The organism is Paraburkholderia sp. UYCP14C (assembly GCF_004197395.1).
Classification (GTDB): domain Bacteria; phylum Pseudomonadota; class Gammaproteobacteria; order Burkholderiales; family Burkholderiaceae; genus Paraburkholderia.
Genome location: NZ_SELS01000099.1, coordinates 1 through 16,840 on the forward strand (window position 1 = coordinate 1; position 16,840 = coordinate 16,840).

The 16,840-nt window shown below is 59.1% G+C and carries 13 protein-coding genes and 2 pseudogenes; 4 read left to right on the forward strand and 11 right to left on the reverse strand.

What is annotated here, in order from left to right; genetic code table 11:
* Nucleotides 1-533 precede the first annotated feature (533 nt).
* A pseudogene (locus EVC45_RS40805) lies at nt 534-1,660 on the forward strand (ATP-binding protein).
* Between the two features lie 197 nt (nt 1,661-1,857).
* On the opposite strand, the gene EVC45_RS40810 reads toward EVC45_RS40805, so the two are convergent.
* Nucleotides 1,858-2,829 (reverse strand): DMT family transporter, encoded by a 972-nt coding sequence (locus EVC45_RS40810; RefSeq protein WP_248295454.1) that lies wholly within the window; start codon nt 2,827-2,829, stop codon nt 1,858-1,860.
* Between the two features lie 113 nt (nt 2,830-2,942).
* Here EVC45_RS40810 and gcvA point away from each other — a divergent pair, with 113 nt between their 5' ends.
* Together gcvA and EVC45_RS40820 are read left to right on the forward strand one after the other, a co-directional pair.
* Entirely contained in the window at nt 2,943-3,851 is a 909-nt protein-coding gene (gene gcvA, locus EVC45_RS40815; RefSeq protein WP_129963768.1) for a transcriptional regulator GcvA, read from the forward strand.
* Nucleotides 3,848-4,111 carry a hypothetical protein gene (locus tag EVC45_RS40820; protein ID WP_211193560.1) on the forward strand — a complete coding sequence of 88 codons (264 nt, stop codon included), beginning with the start codon at nt 3,848-3,850 and terminating at the stop codon, nt 4,109-4,111. Before gcvA ends, EVC45_RS40820 begins: the two co-directional genes overlap by 4 nt.
* Nucleotides 4,112-4,132: 21 nt before the next feature.
* On the opposite strand, the gene EVC45_RS40825 is transcribed toward EVC45_RS40820, so the two are convergent.
* The 3 genes from EVC45_RS40825 to EVC45_RS40835 are packed head-to-tail and all read right to left on the reverse strand — an operon-like array spanning nt 4,133 to nt 7,849.
* The gene (locus EVC45_RS40825; protein ID WP_129963769.1) at nt 4,133-5,362 is read right to left on the reverse strand and encodes a diaminopropionate ammonia-lyase; all 1,230 of its coding nucleotides are present in this window, start codon (nt 5,360-5,362) and stop codon (nt 4,133-4,135) included.
* Nucleotides 5,363-5,411: 49 nt separating this feature from the next.
* Nucleotides 5,412-6,668 (reverse strand): Zn-dependent hydrolase, encoded by a 1,257-nt coding sequence (locus tag EVC45_RS40830; protein WP_129963770.1) that lies wholly within the window; start codon nt 6,666-6,668, stop codon nt 5,412-5,414.
* Between the two features lie 17 nt (nt 6,669-6,685).
* On the reverse strand, nt 6,686-7,849 hold the full coding sequence (locus EVC45_RS40835; protein WP_129963771.1) for a M20 aminoacylase family protein: 1,164 nt from the start codon (nt 7,847-7,849) through the stop codon (nt 6,686-6,688).
* A 141-nt stretch (nt 7,850-7,990) separates the two neighbouring features.
* Here EVC45_RS40835 and EVC45_RS40840 point away from each other — a divergent pair, with 141 nt between their 5' ends.
* A complete protein-coding gene (locus tag EVC45_RS40840) occupies nt 7,991-8,470 on the forward strand; it encodes an Lrp/AsnC family transcriptional regulator (RefSeq protein WP_129963772.1) in 480 nt (159 codons plus the stop codon).
* A gap of 5 nt (nt 8,471-8,475) precedes the next feature.
* Here the strand turns inward: EVC45_RS40840 and EVC45_RS40845 are convergent, their stop codons facing one another.
* From EVC45_RS40845 to dapA, 7 genes and pseudogenes are all read right to left on the reverse strand, one after another.
* On the reverse strand, nt 8,476-9,612 hold the full coding sequence (locus tag EVC45_RS40845; protein ID WP_129963773.1) for a branched-chain amino acid ABC transporter substrate-binding protein: 1,137 nt from the start codon (nt 9,610-9,612) through the stop codon (nt 8,476-8,478).
* A 300-nt stretch (nt 9,613-9,912) separates the two neighbouring features.
* Nucleotides 9,913-10,617, reverse strand: coding sequence for an SDR family oxidoreductase (locus tag EVC45_RS40850; RefSeq protein ID WP_129963774.1), 705 nt, complete (start codon nt 10,615-10,617; stop codon nt 9,913-9,915).
* A gap of 73 nt (nt 10,618-10,690) precedes the next feature.
* Entirely contained in the window at nt 10,691-11,701 is a 1,011-nt protein-coding gene (locus EVC45_RS40855) for an Ldh family oxidoreductase (protein ID WP_211193561.1), read from the reverse strand.
* A 41-nt stretch (nt 11,702-11,742) separates the two neighbouring features.
* Complete coding sequence (locus EVC45_RS40860; RefSeq protein ID WP_129963775.1) at nt 11,743-12,501, reverse strand: SDR family NAD(P)-dependent oxidoreductase; 759 nt, start codon at nt 12,499-12,501, stop codon at nt 11,743-11,745.
* Nucleotides 12,502-12,609: 108 nt separating this feature from the next.
* Nucleotides 12,610-14,090 (reverse strand): annotated as a pseudogene (locus EVC45_RS40865) (aldehyde dehydrogenase family protein).
* Nucleotides 14,091-14,120: 30 nt separating this feature from the next.
* Nucleotides 14,121-15,359, reverse strand: a complete 1,239-nt coding sequence (locus EVC45_RS40870; protein WP_168991641.1) for an FAD-binding oxidoreductase — start codon at nt 15,357-15,359, stop codon at nt 14,121-14,123.
* A 60-nt stretch (nt 15,360-15,419) separates the two neighbouring features.
* A complete protein-coding gene (dapA, locus tag EVC45_RS40875; protein WP_248295455.1) occupies nt 15,420-16,325 on the reverse strand; it encodes a 4-hydroxy-tetrahydrodipicolinate synthase in 906 nt (301 codons plus the stop codon).
* Nucleotides 16,326-16,840 lie beyond the last annotated feature (515 nt).

Below are 16,840 nucleotides of genomic sequence, written 5' to 3' on the forward strand. Positions count from 1 at the left end.
TTCCTGATCGCTGGCAAGCTCAACTTCACTTCGATCAACCCGCATACTGCATAACCCATTTGAATTTCAAAAGAGCCCGAAAATGCCTAATGCACAGTTGCGGCCTATCGAGTCGGTCTGGGGCCATTTTGCAGGCGGCCCTGCGGCGAATCGTGTCGATGTGAAGTTTATTGATAGTGCGGTGAAGGAAATTTTGGCTATGTAGTGGTCTTTTTTTTGCGCTCGGTTCTGCTTGCGCCAGATAGCTTTTGCATGGTCTGGCGCGAGTTACTGAAGCGCGGATTATGACTACTTTCGCCACCGAGCTCGCCGATCTCCATTGCTGTTAGAACGGCGGGTCGCCTGTCGTGAACGAACGTTCCTGAACCAATTGTGAAGGACCGTTTGAGACGTTCGGCTGCGTCGCGCGAACGGCCGCTTCCGGTTAACCCTGCCCCGAGATCGCAGCCGCCTCCGCTCGATGTTCGTCCCTGATTTGCACGTAACATAGGGTGGCGATCGGATTCTAAGCCCCCTTTCGCCCGGAGACGCACATGCGACTTGCTGACTTTATCTTGCGGCACATGGTATCGATTCTGGCGCAATGGGAGGCGTTCGCCGGCTCCCTCGTGCCAGCGGCGGCAATCCTGGAACCGTCGGCGTTACGCGACCATGCGCCGCAAATTCTGCGCGCCATTGCCAAAGACCTTGGGACTGCGCAGACCAGGGAAGCCCAACACGAAAAATCAATAGGGCGGGCCCCCGCTCCGATCGATGCAACCGAAACAGCCGCGCAAACGCACGCCCTTCTGAGGGCTCGGGCCGGCTTCAATATCAACCAGCTCACCGCCGAATATCGCGCGTTACGCGCAAGCGTACTCCGCTTGTGGATAGACGAATGCGAGCCCAGCGCGCCTCATCTGGACGACGTCATTCGCTTCAATGAGGCGATCGATCAGGCACTTGCGGAATCGGTCGGCTTTTTCAGTGCGCAGGTCGAGCAGAGCCGGAACCTGCTGCTCGGCGTGCTGGGGCATGACATGCGCAGCCCGCTCCAGACGATTCAGGCGACTGCGTCGTATCTGGAAGCACTGAATGCCGGGGAGCGAGTATCGGACGCTGCAGGCCGCCTGATACGTAGTGGAGCGCGGATGCAAGCGTTGCTTGATGATCTGTGCGATTTCAATCGGACCAGACTGGGCTTGGGTGTCAACGTCATACCCACGAGTGTCAATCTCGCGGATGTGCTCGCTGAAGAACTGGAAGAATTGCGTGCCATTTCATCCTGGCAGACAGACTGAGCTGCACGTGACGGGTGATTCACAGGGAGTCTGGGACGGCCAGCGGCTGCAGCAATTGCTCGGAAACCTTGTAGTCAACGCCCTCAAGTACGGGGCACGAGATACCCTGGGGCGCGTGGATGTGACTTGCGATGAAACGCATATCCATATCGACGTTCGTAACCGTGGACCTGCCATCGAGCGCGCAACGCTGGCACGCATGTTTGATCCCCTGATGCGGAGGCTGGAACATCGGAGCGAAGCCGGTCCGGCGGGTGGTCTCGGACTGGGGCTGTATATTGCGAGCGAAATTGCCAAGGCCCATCACGGTGATTGAAGCGCGCTCCGACGAGACAGAGACTTCAGTTTCAATGTCACTCCCTCGTGCGGGCGAACCCTGACAACGTGCGGATGATTCATTGCAGCGAGGATGCCCCCTCAACAGTCGGTCGTCGCGAGCACGTGCTGAGCGGAAGCGGCCATGCATCCATCGAGTCGAAATGACGTTTTCGGGTCGGGTTGGCGGGTTCGTCGTCGGCCTGTGGTCGGCCCGCAGCGGCCCTTCAGATGAAGCGTGTGAAGACCCGCTTTGCTGGCTTTAGCGAACGTTGCTGCGATGGGCTCTGTTACCCGCTTCGTTGCGAGAAGCCATCGTGAGCGCGAGTCCGGCCAGAACGAGAGCCACTCCGACCAGGAACGACGGGCCAAGTCTGTCGCCGAACATGATTGATGCGGCGGCGATACCGAAGACAGGCTGAAGGAACTGAACGCTCGCAGCAACCCGCACCGGAACGATACGTAGCAGGTTGAGCCACAGAAACAGCCCAGCAACAGTCACGATAACTCCGAGATACACTGCGGCTGATACCCCCTGAGTAGTGATGTGAAACGGAACGTGCCACATCTCCCAGAGCGCCCATGGCATCAGTGCAACGAAGCCGAACAGCGTGCTCCATGCTGCTACCGTCGCAGTGCCGTATGCGGTCGTGAGCTCGACACTCCAGACGTAATAGAACGCAATCGCGAGCGCGGACAGCAGCACGGAGATTGCGCCGCCAGCAGTGGTCGCGGACATCGTTGTTGCGCCATGCTCACGGGCAAATGCGACCAACGCGATGCCTGCGAATGCGGCGAGCAGCCCCAGCTTCTGCCAGCCCGATACATGTTGTTTGAGGCGCAGCGCGGCAAAGAACACGATAAAAACTGGAATGGTCGCGGAAATGATGGTGCCGACAGACGCTGAGGTGCCCGAGACCCCAAAAGTCTGTGCGACCTGTCCGATCCCGATGCCCAATACGCCCAGCATCGCGACGCGCGGCCATGCGTGCCGCGGTAAGGGATGCCGGCCTAGCGCGAAGATGAGCAGTAGCGGCACGGCTATGGCAAAGCGCATCGCGGTGAGCGTCAGTGGCGGCAGCGACTCAAGCCCCAATTTGGTCAGGGGAATCGATACCCCCCACATCACCGCGAGGATCAGCAGTGCGCCAAGACTGCGCAGCGTAATCGTCCTGGCTGCATGGTCTTTAGCGACGACTCCGGAACAGGCGTCAGTCAGGCTTTGGCTCGACATTGGCGTTGGCGTGGAATGGACATTGAATCGAGATATTCGGGGCAGTGCGGATCGTTGACAAACGATTTGTCGTCATATAATGCGTGAGCGAAACTCACACGTAAACGGCCCCTATGTTCGATCGGCTTCCACCGCTGCAAACCCTGCGCGCGTTTGAGGCGACTGCGCGACTACTGAGCATGACGCTGGCCGCCGAGGAACTGCACGTGACCCACGGTGCAGTCAGCCGACACATCAAGACGCTCGAGAGTCATCTGGGCGTTCCGCTGTTCCGCCGCCTCACGCGCCGGATCGTCCTGACCGATGCGGGCGCAGAGCTTCACTTTGCTGTAGCCCGGCTACTGGGCGAATTGACGAGGGAAGCCGAGAGCCTGCGCGGACACGACAGCCTCGCAAGCATGACCATCAGTACGAGCGTTTCGTTCGCGAGCAAGTGGCTGGCGCCGCGCCTTCATCGCTTCAAGGCGATACATCCGGAACTCGATGTGCATCTCGACGTGACCGATCGCAATGTTGATCTGGACGATGGTCAGGTCGATGCAGCCGTGCGTTACGGCGGTGGTCGCTATCCTCGCGTGCAGTCCGAACGGATTCTCGAAGAAACCGTGACACCGGTTTGTAGCCCCAGCTATCGCGAGGAAGTCGGCGGATTGACGAATCCGGCTAGCCTCACACGTTGCACGCTGCTCCATGAAGACCGGATGTTGGCCAATTGGGAACAGTGGTTCGCTTATGCCGACGTGGACAGGAGTCGCAGGGGTCGAGGGCCCGCATACAGTCATGGAAGCATGGCAATCGAGGCAGCCATTCGTGGCGAAGGCGTAGCCCTTGGACGCAGTGCTCTGGTCGGCGATGACATCGCGGCCGGACGCCTTGTCGCGCCGTTCCCTGACATCCGTCTGAAAGTCGAGCGCGGCTATGATCTGGTCTATCGCACAGGCAATCGCGATCATCCGAAGGTCCGCGCGCTGCGCGAGTGGTTAGCAGGCGAAGTAAAGCAATTTCTTGCAGATACGAGATGAATAGTCACGGTCGACGCTTCATTTCAACGACGGGTATCCAATCGAACGCTGCATGGGCAATGATCAATGCGATGAAAGCTGCCGACTCGACCGACCCACAGCAATTCATCAAAGCCCTGCGAACGAATTCCTTCGATGGAATCACTGGCACGATTGCATTCACACAGACGGGCGACCTCAAAGACGCTTCGGCAACTCTCTACGAAGAACAGAATGGGAAATGGGCCGTTTTAGCGGTAGAGAAGATGGTAACAAGGTGAGCTGCACGAGCGGGCGTGCGCTCAGGCCACCGCTTTGGCGCACCAGGCCAATTGGCGCATGTGGACGGATTCCGCTGACTCGCCGACCAGTTCCCGATAGGTAGCAGGCGCGGTCGCGCCTTCGGTACTGACGAGCAAAACGCGGGAAGAGCCATCCAGGCCAACCTGCCTCGCCAACTGCTGGTCCTGCAGCAATACAGTGAGACCGGCGAGCCCTGCTACGCCCGACTCGCCAGCAACGATCGGTGCATCTGCATCGCTGCCAGCCGCCAGGATGCGCATGGCGTTCACTGCATCGTCGTCGCTGATCGTCATGAATGCATCCACACCCGGCTGCAGAAACTTCCATGCGAGCGGCGACGTCTCACCGCACGCGAGCCCTGCCATCACGGAGTCGACGGTGCCCGTCGCGCGTGCGGCCCGTCCAGCCAATGCGCTCTGGTACAGACAGTCCGCCTGCCGGGGTTCCACGACGACGAATCGCGGACGATGCTCGCCATGGAATTCCCACAGGTAACTGACCAAGCCTGCCGCGAGACCACCAACACCGCCCTGAAGAAACACATGCGTGTAGGCCGGCTGGTCCGGCTGGCTATCGCTCTGCTCGACGAGCTCCGCTGCAATCGTTCCGTAGCCCTGCATCACATCACGCGGGATGTCTTCATAACCGTCGTATGACGTGTCGGATACGACGCGCCAGCCGTTCAGTGAAGCAAGGCGAGCCGCCTCTTCAACCGATTCATCGTAGTTTCCGGCGATCCGGACAATCTCCGCACCGTACGCGGCAATCGCCTTCTCGCGCTCGACGCTGACATTGGCGTGCAGCACGATCACACAACGGAAACCCAACGTTTGTGCGGCGGCAGCCAGTCCCTTTCCGTGGTTGCCGTCCGTCGCGCTAATTACGGTGAAATGCGTCAGCAGGTCCCGGTAGCGCCCCTCGAACAGGCCACGGGCGTCGAGATCATGGTTCGGCCAAAGCCGCTGAATCAGGCGTACCAGTGCAACCGGCGCACCTAGTGCCTTGAAGCTACCCAGTACAGAGCGCGCGGACTCGTCCTTGATGCTGATACTGTCGACGCTGAGCCTGGCGGCCAGTCCGGGCAACTCACGCAATGGCGTTCTCTCCGGGGAAATCTTGTCCCAGCAGGAAAGCCACGCACGGCTTTCCTGTGCTTTCTCGATGCTGAGAATCTCCTTCAACTCATCGGGATACGAAGTGCGCGTCGCGCGCGGATCGACTACCAACATGACCGTGATACTCCAGTGAATGACATGAATTGGCGAACAGGAACCGGGCTCACTTCTCTGCAAGGCGCTTGAGCACGACATCCAGCAAGACGTTGGCACCTTCAATGAGCTGATCGTCGTCGGTGTGTTCGCGCGGGTTGTGGCTGATGCCGCCACGGCTCGGTACGAATATCATCGCAGCCGGCGCGATGCGTGCGATCATCTGCGCGTCATGGCCCGCGCCCGATGTCATCCGCCGATGCGTGAAGCCCAAGCGCTCCGCCGAAGCTTCGATTGCATTGGCCAATGCGGCATCGAAGACCACCGGCTCGAATCGGACCAGACGTTCGGTCGTTATCCTCACGCCCTCCTTTTCCGCTACCGCTATCAGGAATTCCGCGAGGCGCCGCTCCGCGTCCTGAAGGCGATGTTCGTCCGGATCGCGCAGATCCACGGTGAACACCGCCTTGCGCGGAATGACGTTGATGACGTTCGGCTCGATGCGCAGCATGCCAATCGTGGCCAGCGTGGTGCCGGCAGCAACGGCCAGTTCGCGCAGGAACGTCGAAACCGCTGCGGCCACCCAGCCCGCATCATGACGAAGGCGCGTCGGCGTCGTACCCGCGTGATTGGCGTTACCCTCAACGGTAATCTGCTGCCACGAGATACCCTGGAGGCTCTCGACAACGCCGATCCGAATGTTTTCCGCTTCGAGAATCGGCCCCTGCTCGATGTGCAGTTCGAGATACTCGTGCGGAACGATTGCACCGGGCTCCAAATCGCCCGCGTAGCCAATCCGATCGAGTTCATCGCCAAGGCGGGTGCCGTCGATGCCAACCGTATCCAGCGCTGCGTCGACGGAGAGGCCGCCGGCGTACACCAGCGAGCCCATCATATCCGGCTGATAACGGATGCCTTCCTCGTTCGTGAAGGCGCCGATAGTGATGGAACGCTGCGGCCTGATACCTGCTTGACGAAACGCCCTCGCGACTGCGAGTCCGGCAAGCACACCATAGCAACCGTTGAGCGCGCCCGCATTCTTTACGCTGTCGATGTGGGAACCCATCATCAACGGGCGTTGCCGGCCGTCATCCGAATCGGAACGCAACGTGCCGAAGATGTTGCCGATGCGATCAACGCGGATGTCGAGGTCGAGTTCGCGCATCCAACTGACGACAAGATCGCGACCGGCACGCTCATCATCAGTGAGTGCGATGCGAGTCCGTCCGCCGACTGCGCGATCGGCGCCAAGTTCGCCCAGTTGGTGTAGTTGCCGAAGCAAAGTCGCGCCGTCGAGTATCAATGACGAAGGTACAGAGGTATCCATTTATTTCCTGTCAAACTTTAGACACGCGGCATTTCGAGCCGGGCGATCTCGGCGAAATATCGGGCGCCCAACAGAAGGATTCCGTCATTGAAATCGTAGGTGGCGTTGTGCAAAGGCGTGCCGCCCTCTCCCGCGGACTCGCCGTTACCTATAAAGATGAAATTGCCGGGAACGACCTGCAGGAACGCGCCAAAGTCTTCCGAAATCATCATTGGCTGAATATTGGCGTCGATGCCATCGGCTCCTGCGACATTGCGCGCTGCCTTGACCGCGACGTCCACGTATTGCTCCGAGTTCACCGTCGGCGCGAACTCATGTGTGTACTCAAACGTGCAATCGGCCCCGTGCGTACGACAAATGCCTTCACATACTTCGCGCATGCGAGTCTCGAGCAGCGTCTGGACTTCGCGCGAATAGCTTCGCGTATCGCCCTTGATGATGACGTTCGACGGAATGACGTTTCTCAGGCCATCGGTGATGAATTCCGTACAGGAAATCACTGCCTGCAAACTCGGATCGAGATTGCGCGATACAACGGTCTGCAGTGCCATCACGATCTGTGAAGCGATGACGATCGGATCCACGCCCATGTGCGGTCTTGCCGCGTGCGTGCCCCGCCCTTTGATGTGAATGACGAAGTTGTCTTCACTCGCCATGATGCCGCCCGCACGCGTTGCAAACGATCCCGCACGCATGCCCGGCATGTTGTGCGCGCCGAAGATGGCATCGACCGGAAACCGTTCGAACAGGCCGTCGGCCATCATCGCTTTCGCACCTCGGCCATGCTCTTCCGCCGGCTGAAAGATGAAGCGGACAGTGCCGTTGAAATCGCGCCGTTCAGCCAGGAGTCGAGCTGCCCCCAGAATCATCGACATGTGCCCATCGTGCCCGCACGCGTGCATTTTTCCAGCGGTGCGGGAAGCATGCGGCCGATTGGGCGCCTGCTCCACGATGTTCAGCGCATCCATATCGGCGCGCAGTCCGATCGCCCGTTTCCCGTCTCCAACCGTCAGGTTGGCAACGAGTCCGGTTCCGCCGATACCGCAGTGCACCTCCAGTCCGAGCGTCCTGAGAATGTTCGCCACATAGTCAGACGTATTGACTTCCTCGAAGCCAGTTTCGGGATGTTGGTGCAAATACTGGCGCCAGCTCTTGAGTTGGCCTTGCAGCGTGCTTTCCATTGGAGAACGTCCTACTGATCAAGTACGGGGAATGTGTACGTCGGCTAGGGAAATAATATTCCTCACATGCCTGGAAAAAATCTCTGAATCGATGGCCTCCGTGCAAAAATATCTCTGTTTCAACCTTCCAGCCGAAAAGCCATGACATTCAGCCTGGACGACTTTGATCTCAAGCTGTTGATGGAAGTCCAACGTGACGCCCAGATTCCTCAGAACGAACTCGGCGCACGCGTCAACCTGTCTACGGCCGCCGTCAATCGCAGATTGCGACGGATGTCGGACGAAGGGGTCATTCGCAACTACGCCGCCATCGTCGCGCCCGAGAAGGTCGGCTACCCGCTGACGATCATCGCAACGGTCGAGGTCGAGAGCGAACAGATCGACCTGCTCGACTCGATGAAGCGCACCTTCGCGCAGTGCCCAGAAATCCAGCAGTGCTACTACGTTGCGGGAGAATGGGACTTCGTGCTGATTCTGATGGTTCGCAACATGGACGAGTACACGGCCCTCACGCGACAACTGTTCTTCTCGAACAACAACGTCAAACGCTTCAAGACGCTGGTGAGCATGAGCAGCGTGAAGGTGGGGCTCGGTGTGCCCGTGGCTCCGGAGGGAGGCTGACGCCGTCAACGTACGACCGACTTGTCGGTCCAGTTGCCTTGATCGAATTGACGAACGGTAATGGCGCCGTTACGGATATCCCCTTTGTCGTCGAACTGAATGGCGCCCGTCACGCCGTCCAGCTTCGAAGCCCTCAACTTCGGGAGATACACCTTTGGGTCGGTCGATCCCGCGGCCTGCATCGCGTCTGCCATCGCGAGCACCGCGTCGTAGGCATAAGGGGCATATAGCTGCACGGGAACGCCGAACCGCTGCTGATAGCGTTTGAAGAATTCAGGTCCTTGCGGCATCTTCGCAGGCGGCACGCCCGCCAGTGTGCAGTAGACGTCGTGATCCATCGAGGACCCAGCCAGTTTGATGAACTGGGGAGTGCACGCTTCGTCGCCGGCGATGAACTTGACTTTCAAGCCAAGCTTTTGCGCCTGCTGCACGAATGCCGCTGCTTGAGTATCGCCACCGGTGAAAGCGATACCTTCCGGCTGACGACTCTTGATGGTGGTGAGAATCGCCATCCAGTTCGTTGTCTTGTCGGTGCCGTATTCACGGGCGACCACGCTGCCTCCGGCGGCCTTGACTGACTTTTCGATCTCATCGGCAAGACCTTGACCGTACGCCGTACGATCATCGACGAGGGCGATCTTGCGCGCACCCAGATCGCGGACCAGATACGCGCCGATCACCGAGCCCTGTCTCACATCATTCGCAACCATACGGAACACGTTCGTGAACCCTTGCTGCGTGAGTTTCGGATTGGTTGCCGATTCGGTGATCATTGGGACGCCTGCATCCGAGTAGATTTTGGAAGCAGGTATCGAGGCCCCGGAGTTCGCGTGACCAACCACCCCCGCCACGCCATCATCCACCAGCTTCTGGGCGACGGTTACCGCGGTCTTGGGATCGGCCGCATCGTCCTGGGAGTCGAGCACGAACGTAACGTTCTGCCCGCCAATCCGAATCTTTCTGCTGTTCAGATCTTCGATCGCCAGCCGCACACCGTTTTCGTCATCCTTTCCGATGTGGGACAGTTCGCCGGTAAGCGGTGAAACCTGCCCGATCTTTACCGTCAAATCCGCGTGAGCGGCGAGAGGTTGCAGGACAAGCGTCAGAGACGCGAGACACATCAGTGGCCGGGATAATTGCATGGTCGTACTCTCGATAGGTTGGCTGGGAATCGGATCGACAGAACCTCCGACCCGTTGGGCGAGGCGACACTGCGCTCACCTGTAACCATCCTATTGACGGCAGCCGGTAGCCAAAATCAGCTGCGATGACCGTTCTGCAAATTTCTATCGAAATGCGAGCACTTTTCGATATCTTTTCCCGATGCTTAGCTTCTGAGCCGCGCCACTTACCGGCATCCTGGTCCTTCGCACCGCTATCGAGGCGAGATTGCACGCGGCCCTCTTCTTCGAGGGCCGGGCATCTTGCTACGCTTTTGCGAATCAAATGGAGCGAGTCAACCCCCCGTCGACCCGGATATTCTGTCCCGTGATGTACGCCGCGCCGTCCGACGCGAGAAACGCGACCGTTGCCGCTATCTCTGCGCTCGTGCCATATCGTTGCATCGGAACGCTTTGACGGCGCTCTTCCGTAGCCGGAAGACTGTCGATCCACCCGGGCAGCACGTTGTTCATCCGGATGTTTTCACTCGCATGCTCGTCTGCGAACAGCTTTGTGAAGGCAGCAAGTCCTGCCCGAGCGACCGCCGATGTCGGAAACATCGCGCTTGGCTCAAACGCCCAGGCCGTCGAGATGTTGATGATGACGCCCGCGCGTTGCTTCTGCATGTGCGGCACGACGAGACGGGTCGATCGAACCACGTTCAGAAAGTAGGTGTCGATCCCCTGGTGCCATTGCTCGTCGGTAAGCTCGAGGAGTGCGGCGCGTGGGCCATGCCCTGCGCTGTTGACTAGCACGTCGATGCGTCCCCAGCGCGAAATGGCAGAGTCGACCAGTTTGCCGATGTCTTCAACCGACTGATTTGAACCGGTCACACCGATACCGCCAAGTTCCAAAGCTAGCGCTTCACCTTTGCCTGAAGATGACAGCACCCCTACCCTGTAGCCATCGGCGCTGAGCCGTCGAGCCACGGCCGCACCCATACCCGATCCGCCAGCCGTGACCAGCGCAACCTTCTCGTCTGCCATGTTATTTCCCTCCAACTATCGCTAAAGGACAGGCACGTTTTCGTTCACATGCCCGGACGTGATTGATCCCACACTAAAGCGCGCGAATTTCGTTATAGAGTGACTCACTGATAAGCACACCATCGGCAATGCTTCGAGCCCGCGCCGCAAATCTTCGTTGCGAAGGCAATCGCGCCCCCTGCTCCACAATCTTAGCGAACAGAAGCTCCGCGTGCTCCTGATTCTCGCGAGTTGTGCCAACGGCGAAGCGCTCTAGCGAAAACGCCAGTACTAGCTCTCCCCGCGGCAGCGGCACCCCAGTTGCGGCGTAAGACTGCATCGACTCGAAACTCATCGAGTCGCTCAGCAATGGTCCGGCGAGAAGCTCAATCATTGCCGATAGCGCCGAGCCCTTGTGCGAGCCGAATGTGAGCAACGCGCCTTCTAACGCTTTCTCGGGGTCATTGGTCGGTTGACCGCTCTCGTCGAGCGCCCAGCCGTCGGGCAGCGATTCCCCTTTCATTCGAGCAAGTTCGATCTCTCCGCGAGCGACCACACTGGTCGCAAAGTCGAAGACAAACGGGCTTTTACCCTGTCGAGGCCACGCGAACGCGAACGGATTGTTTCCGAGCAGTGGCTTCGTTCCTCCTGCCGGAGCAACGCAAGGGTGGGCGGGTGTCATCGCCATCGCAGCGACGCCATGCTCGGCCAGATGTTCGACTTCCTGCCAAAGAGCGGAGAAGTGATAACAATGATTGATGGCCAACGCGGCGATACCGCTCTCTTTCGCTTTGCGAACAAGCAATGGGGCCGCCATTTCAAATGCCACCTGCGCAAATGTCGACTTCGCATCGACACGCACCAGGCCAGGAGCCGCATCAATGACTTCCGGCTCGGCATTGCCCGAGACCTTCCCGGAACGTAACGCGTTGACGCAGGTCAGCAGACGATACACACCGTGAGAATGACACTCGTCTCGCTGTCCCGCGACCAACGACTTTGCGACCGCCGCTGCGTGAGACTGAGACATGCCATTGCGGCAAAGCACATCACACGCAAGCATGTACAACTCATCGAGACTAAAGCGGATCATGCTGGATTCCATGAGGAGACTTACCGCTCAATAAGATGTCGTGTGAATCCGGCTCAACGAATATAGCTACCGCCGTTCACATCGAGAGTCGCGCCATTCAGCGACGCTTGCGACGGCCGCAGGACAAACGAAACCAGTTCGGCCACTTCGGACGGAGCGGCCATTTTTCCGATCGGGATGTCGGCGACTGCTGCCGACACCCCATGTTTTGCAACGAAGTCCTCCGCCATATCGGTTAGCACCCACCCAGGTGAGATATTCACAGCGGTTACGCCGTCGGCCCCGAATGAGCGCGCGATAGACTTCGTCAGGTTCGCAAGTGCAGCTTTGGTGGCGCCATAAGGCATCGCGTTGGCCGCGTAGCCCCGTTGGGCCGCACGACTCGACATATTGACGATGCGTCCACCACCGTTCAGCTTGAAGTGTTTGACTGCTTCACGACATAAGTCGGCTGCAGCGAAAACATTCACCTGAAACTCCTTCTGCCAAACGGCGCACCACTCCTCAGGACTGGCGTCGACCGTGACTTCAGTACGAATACCAGCATTGTTGATGAGGCCGTGAATGCGACCAGCCATGTCGATAGCTCCGCGCCACAGTTGGAAGGCGCCGTCGGCAGACGACAGATCGCCTTGAATGATTGCGCCGTTGCCTTCGATGCGATCCAAAAGTGACTGCGCTTTCGCTCTGTCACGACCGTAGTGGATGATTGGCCGCGCGCCTTCAGAAGCGAGCCGCTCGACGATGGCGGCGCCGATACCGCCAGTAGCGCCGGTGACGAGAATAGTTTGACCATCAAGCGACTTGTTCAACTCAACCCCTCTACTTAAGGACTCGCCAGCGTCTTCGCCGCAACTAATGCAGTTTATGGGGCCCCAGCGATACCGAGGGCCCCTCAACGTCCAAACTACGGACTTGCGTTAACTCTTCCTGATGTACCAGCCCCATGGTTCTTCGCTGACGAACCTGGTCACCTGCTTGGTCTCGAGGTAGTTATCGAGGCCCCAGCGACCCAGTTCCCGGCCGATGCCAGATTGCTTGTAACCGCCCCACGGCGCTTCGGTGATGTCGGCTGCGAGCAGTTGATCCAGACAATGCCGGCACGGAACGCGGCGGCAACTCGTTCGGCGCGCGCGTCATCCTTCGACATCACAGCCGCGGCAAGACCGAAGCGCGAATCATTGGCGAGTTCGACGGCCTCTTCTTCCGTCTCGAACGGGCGCACGCAGACGACCGGGCCAAAAATCTCCTCGACCCATGCATCGCTGTCGAGCGGCACATCCGTCAGGATCGTCGGACGCAGGTAGTAGCCCTTGTCGAAGCCTTCAGGGCGCGTCCCACCGGCCGCAACCGTCGCGCCCGCTGCCTGCGCGGCTTCGATGGCTGCGACGACCTGCTCGTGTTGGCGCTTCGAAACCAGCGGTCCAAGCAGGACACCGTCGTCAAGTCCGTTGCCGACCTTGATGCGGTTCGTTTCTTCGATCAGTCGTGCAAGCAGCTTGTCGTAAATACCCTTCTGCACCAGCACACGCGACGTGGCCGAACACACCTGTCCCTGGTTCCAGAAAATGCCGAACATGATCCATTCGACGGCCTGTTCAATATCGGCATCGTCGAAAACAACGAAAGGGGACTTGCCACCCAGTTCGAGGCTCACGCGTTTGATGTCGCGTGCTGCGGCCGCCATGATTTGCGAACCAATCGCGCCAGAGTCCGTGAAGGCCAGCTTGTCCACGCCCTTGTGGTCGATGATTGCCTGACCGGCAACGGAGCCGGAACCCGTGAGGATATTCAGCACGCCGGGCGGCAGTTCCGCTTCATGCGCAATGGCTGCCAGTTCCAATGCCGTCAGCGACGTCACTTCCGCAGGCTTCAGGACGACGGTGCAGCCGGCAGCGAGTGCAGGCGCCACTTTCCATGCCGCCATCAACAGCGGGTAGTTCCACGGGATGATTGCGCCCGCCACACCGATGGGCTCCTTCACGGCCTTCGACGTGAATCGGCCATCGGACAGCTGAATTTTCTCTTCAGGGTTGTTGTCGAGTTCTTCCGCGAGACCCGCGTAATACTCGAAGCACCCGGCCGCATCACCCACGTCCCACATTGCTTCCGGAAACGGCTTGCCGTTATCGATGGATTCGAGACGCGATATTTCTTCCTGACGCTTGCGGATGCCCTTCGCGATGGCTCGAAGGTATTTGGCGCGCCGAGCACCGCTCAGTCTGGGCCAGCCGTCGTGGTCGAACGCCCGGCGCGCGGCCTTGACGGCAATGTCCACATCCGCGGCGGAGGCAGCGCTGATCGTCTGGACCACTTCTTCGGTTGCAGGATTGATGACATTGCGCGTCTCGCCGTTGACCGCTTTGACCCACTTGCCGTCGATGTAAAGTTCGTTCCGCATAAAGATTGCCTTGTCGATTGTTCAAGTCAGTTAAAACCGGTCCACGCGATACGGCCTCATGTCCACGGGCGGCGTAACGCCCGTGATGAGGTCGGCCATCAATCTGCCTGTGGTCGCGCCATACGTCAGTCCGAGGTGCCCGTGTCCCGTGGCGTAGAACACGTTGCGACGCCTGGCCGAGCGCCCCATGACCGGGACCGTGTCCGGAAGTGCCGGCCGATGACCCATCCACTCGCTGGTCTGTTCGGCCTTGAGTTCAGGAAGCGCCTCCCGGGCTCTCTTCACGAGAACCTTCGCTCGTCGATAGTCCGGAGGTGCGTCGAGGCCGGCCATTTCCACCGTGCCGCCGACGCGAATGCCACCTGCAGTGGGTGTCACCATGAAGGCTTTGGCGGGCCAGATGATCGAATGCTTCATGGAGATGCCCGGCGCCATGATCTGCGTGTGATAGCCTCGCTCGGTTTCGAGCGGGATGGGTTCGTTCAGAAGCGCAGAGAGGCGACCGGTGAATGCGCCTGCGGCCAGCACCACCTGGCTCGCCTGCAGTAGGCGGCCGTCCTTCAGTCTCACCGCCGAGATTCCATCTTCCGCATGCTCGAAGCCGCCGACTTCGCCTTGCTCGATTCGGCCACCGAGCGCTTTGAACTGCTCTGAAAGCGCTACGACGAGCTTGTACGGGTCTGCGATAGACCGGTTGTCCGGAAAGAGAACGGCCTTGCCAATGTTGTGCGTCAGCGCTGGCTCCAGATCACGGATGGCATCTCCCTCCAGAACTTGATGCCGGAATCCGAAGCGCTCGAGGATTTCTATATGCTCGCGGTCGGTCCGGAACTCCGCCTCGTCGGTGTACAAACTGAGGCAGCCTTCCTTGCTCAGCATGTGCTGGAGGCAAGTTTCCTTCAGAAGAGCGTCCAGGTCTTCGTAGACACGACCGCAGAGTACGGCTCCCGCGGCTTCCAGTTCACGCAGCTTCGAAGGCCGGCTCGCCGAGAGAAATCGCATGAACCACGGCATGAGCTTCGGCATGTAGCCGGGTCGAATCCGCACTGGTCCTTCCGGGTCCAGCATCCACTTCGGCATTTGCGCCCAAACTCCGGGGCGCGAGGCCGGCATGAACTCCGTCACTGCAATACTGGCCATGTTGCCGTACGACGCCCCTTGGCCTGGCGTGTCCCGGTCGACGAGTACGACCGATTGGCCACGCCGCTGCAGGTCGTACGCGATGGTGGTTCCAATGATTCCAGCGCCGATGACAACGATAGGTGCCACAAATGCTCCCCGCGAACGCTTGCAAATGGCTGGAGACCTAGCTCCAGCCGCCATTGACCATTACCAGTTCAGGATGGGCTCCATCGCTGCCCGGAATGCCTTCTTTTCTTCGTCCGTCAATTCGCCCAGCGGCGCACGCGCTTTACCAACCGGCGTGCCCTGCAGTTCGCAGCCGTATTTAATTTTCTGAACGAACTTGCCGCTCTCGAGGATGTTCATCGCACGGTAGAGCGTTGCCATCATTTCACGCGCTTTCTCCAACTCGCCGGAGCGGAACGTGCGGTCAAGGTCACAGCAAGCCTTCGCCATGCAGTTGGCCGGACCGCAAATCCAGATGTCCGCTCCCCAGAACATGAAATCGAGCGCGACGTCATCGGAGCCGGAGATGAGATCAATGCGGCCCTTGTAACGCGAGTAAATGTCGATCGCGCGCTGGAGAACTCCCGAACTTTCCTTGATGCCGATGACGCGCCGATCGTCGGCAAGCGCGTCCATCAAGTCGAACGAGATTTCGATGCCATCCTTGGGCGGATAGTTGTAGAGGATCAGGTTGACGCCGGTTTCGTCCAGCACGGTCCGGTAATGCGCAAGGAGTTCTTCCTGCGTCGGACGCGTGTAGAACGGCGTTGCCAGAAGGACCGTGTCGTAGCCGATTTCCTTTGCTTTCGCCGTGTTCTCGATAACTTCACGGGTTGCCGGGGCATTCGTGCCCGCGATGAGGGCCTCGTTGTCGTTGGCGAAGTCCTTCACGAACCGGAGCACCTCTTCGCGCTCTTCGTTCGACATCGAAAAGTATTCGCCGGTCGAGCCCAAGGGTACCCATCCAGTCACTCCCGCAGCACGCAGATTGCGCATGTGCTTTTCGAGCGCTTTAAAGTCGACCTTGTTGTTCGCATCAAACGGCGTCACCAATGCCGGCATCACACCAGACAATTTCATCTCATTCTCCATCACCAATATCGTCATCAATTTCCGAAGCCTTCCTGTCCGCCCTTGCGCTTCGGTCCAACAAGGACTTCCGGATACACTTCTCGGTATGTTGTGCTGTGTGCAACATTGTATGCAATGTAGGAAGGTCATCTTCTGGTGTCAACTTGGCGATTGCCCTACTCTGTGTTTGGTAAGAGTCTGCTTCCCACCGGCGGTCGAGCTACCTGCTTTCAACCTGCAATGGGCAACGAGGAGCAAAAAACACTCCGCCTGCATCGAAAACCATCACTCAGTGAATTGCGATTTGCAGGCCCGTTCTCTTCGGGTCGGACTGGGATTGGTAAAGCCGGAGGCAAAAAAAAGCCGGCGCCCTCGGCAGGGCGCCGGCCAAAATCACTCACGCTTCTCGCTTTCCCACAGTGAGTTCATCCCCGGAAAATCCAGACAGTCCTAATCCGCTCGAATTACTTTGCCACCGGCATCGTGAATTCAGCGCCCTTGCTGATGCTGTCGGGCCAGCGCTGCATCACGCTCTTGTACCGGGTATAGAA

Excerpts from the sequence above, each read along its gene's own strand:
- EVC45_RS40810 (WP_248295454.1), bottom strand. The coding sequence starts at position 2,829 with ATGTCGAGCCAAAGCCTGACTGACGCCTGTTCCGGAGTCGTCGCTAAA.
- EVC45_RS40840 (WP_129963772.1), top strand. The coding sequence starts at position 7,991 with ATGACATTCAGCCTGGACGACTTTGATCTCAAGCTGTTGATGGAAGTC.
- EVC45_RS40845 (WP_129963773.1), bottom strand. The coding sequence starts at position 9,612 with ATGCAATTATCCCGGCCACTGATGTGTCTCGCGTCTCTGACGCTTGTC.
- dapA (WP_248295455.1), bottom strand. The coding sequence starts at position 16,325 with ATGACGATATTGGTGATGGAGAATGAGATGAAATTGTCTGGTGTGATG.
- EVC45_RS40855 (WP_211193561.1), bottom strand. The coding sequence starts at position 11,701 with ATGGAATCCAGCATGATCCGCTTTAGTCTCGATGAGTTGTACATGCTT.
- EVC45_RS40835 (WP_129963771.1), bottom strand. The coding sequence starts at position 7,849 with ATGGAAAGCACGCTGCAAGGCCAACTCAAGAGCTGGCGCCAGTATTTG.
- EVC45_RS40820 (WP_211193560.1), top strand. The coding sequence starts at position 3,848 with ATGAATAGTCACGGTCGACGCTTCATTTCAACGACGGGTATCCAATCG.
- gcvA (WP_129963768.1), top strand. The coding sequence starts at position 2,943 with ATGTTCGATCGGCTTCCACCGCTGCAAACCCTGCGCGCGTTTGAGGCG.
- EVC45_RS40825 (WP_129963769.1), bottom strand. The coding sequence starts at position 5,362 with ATGTTGGTAGTCGATCCGCGCGCGACGCGCACTTCGTATCCCGATGAG.
- EVC45_RS40830 (WP_129963770.1), bottom strand. The coding sequence starts at position 6,668 with ATGGATACCTCTGTACCTTCGTCATTGATACTCGACGGCGCGACTTTG.
- EVC45_RS40850 (WP_129963774.1), bottom strand. The coding sequence starts at position 10,617 with ATGGCAGACGAGAAGGTTGCGCTGGTCACGGCTGGCGGATCGGGTATG.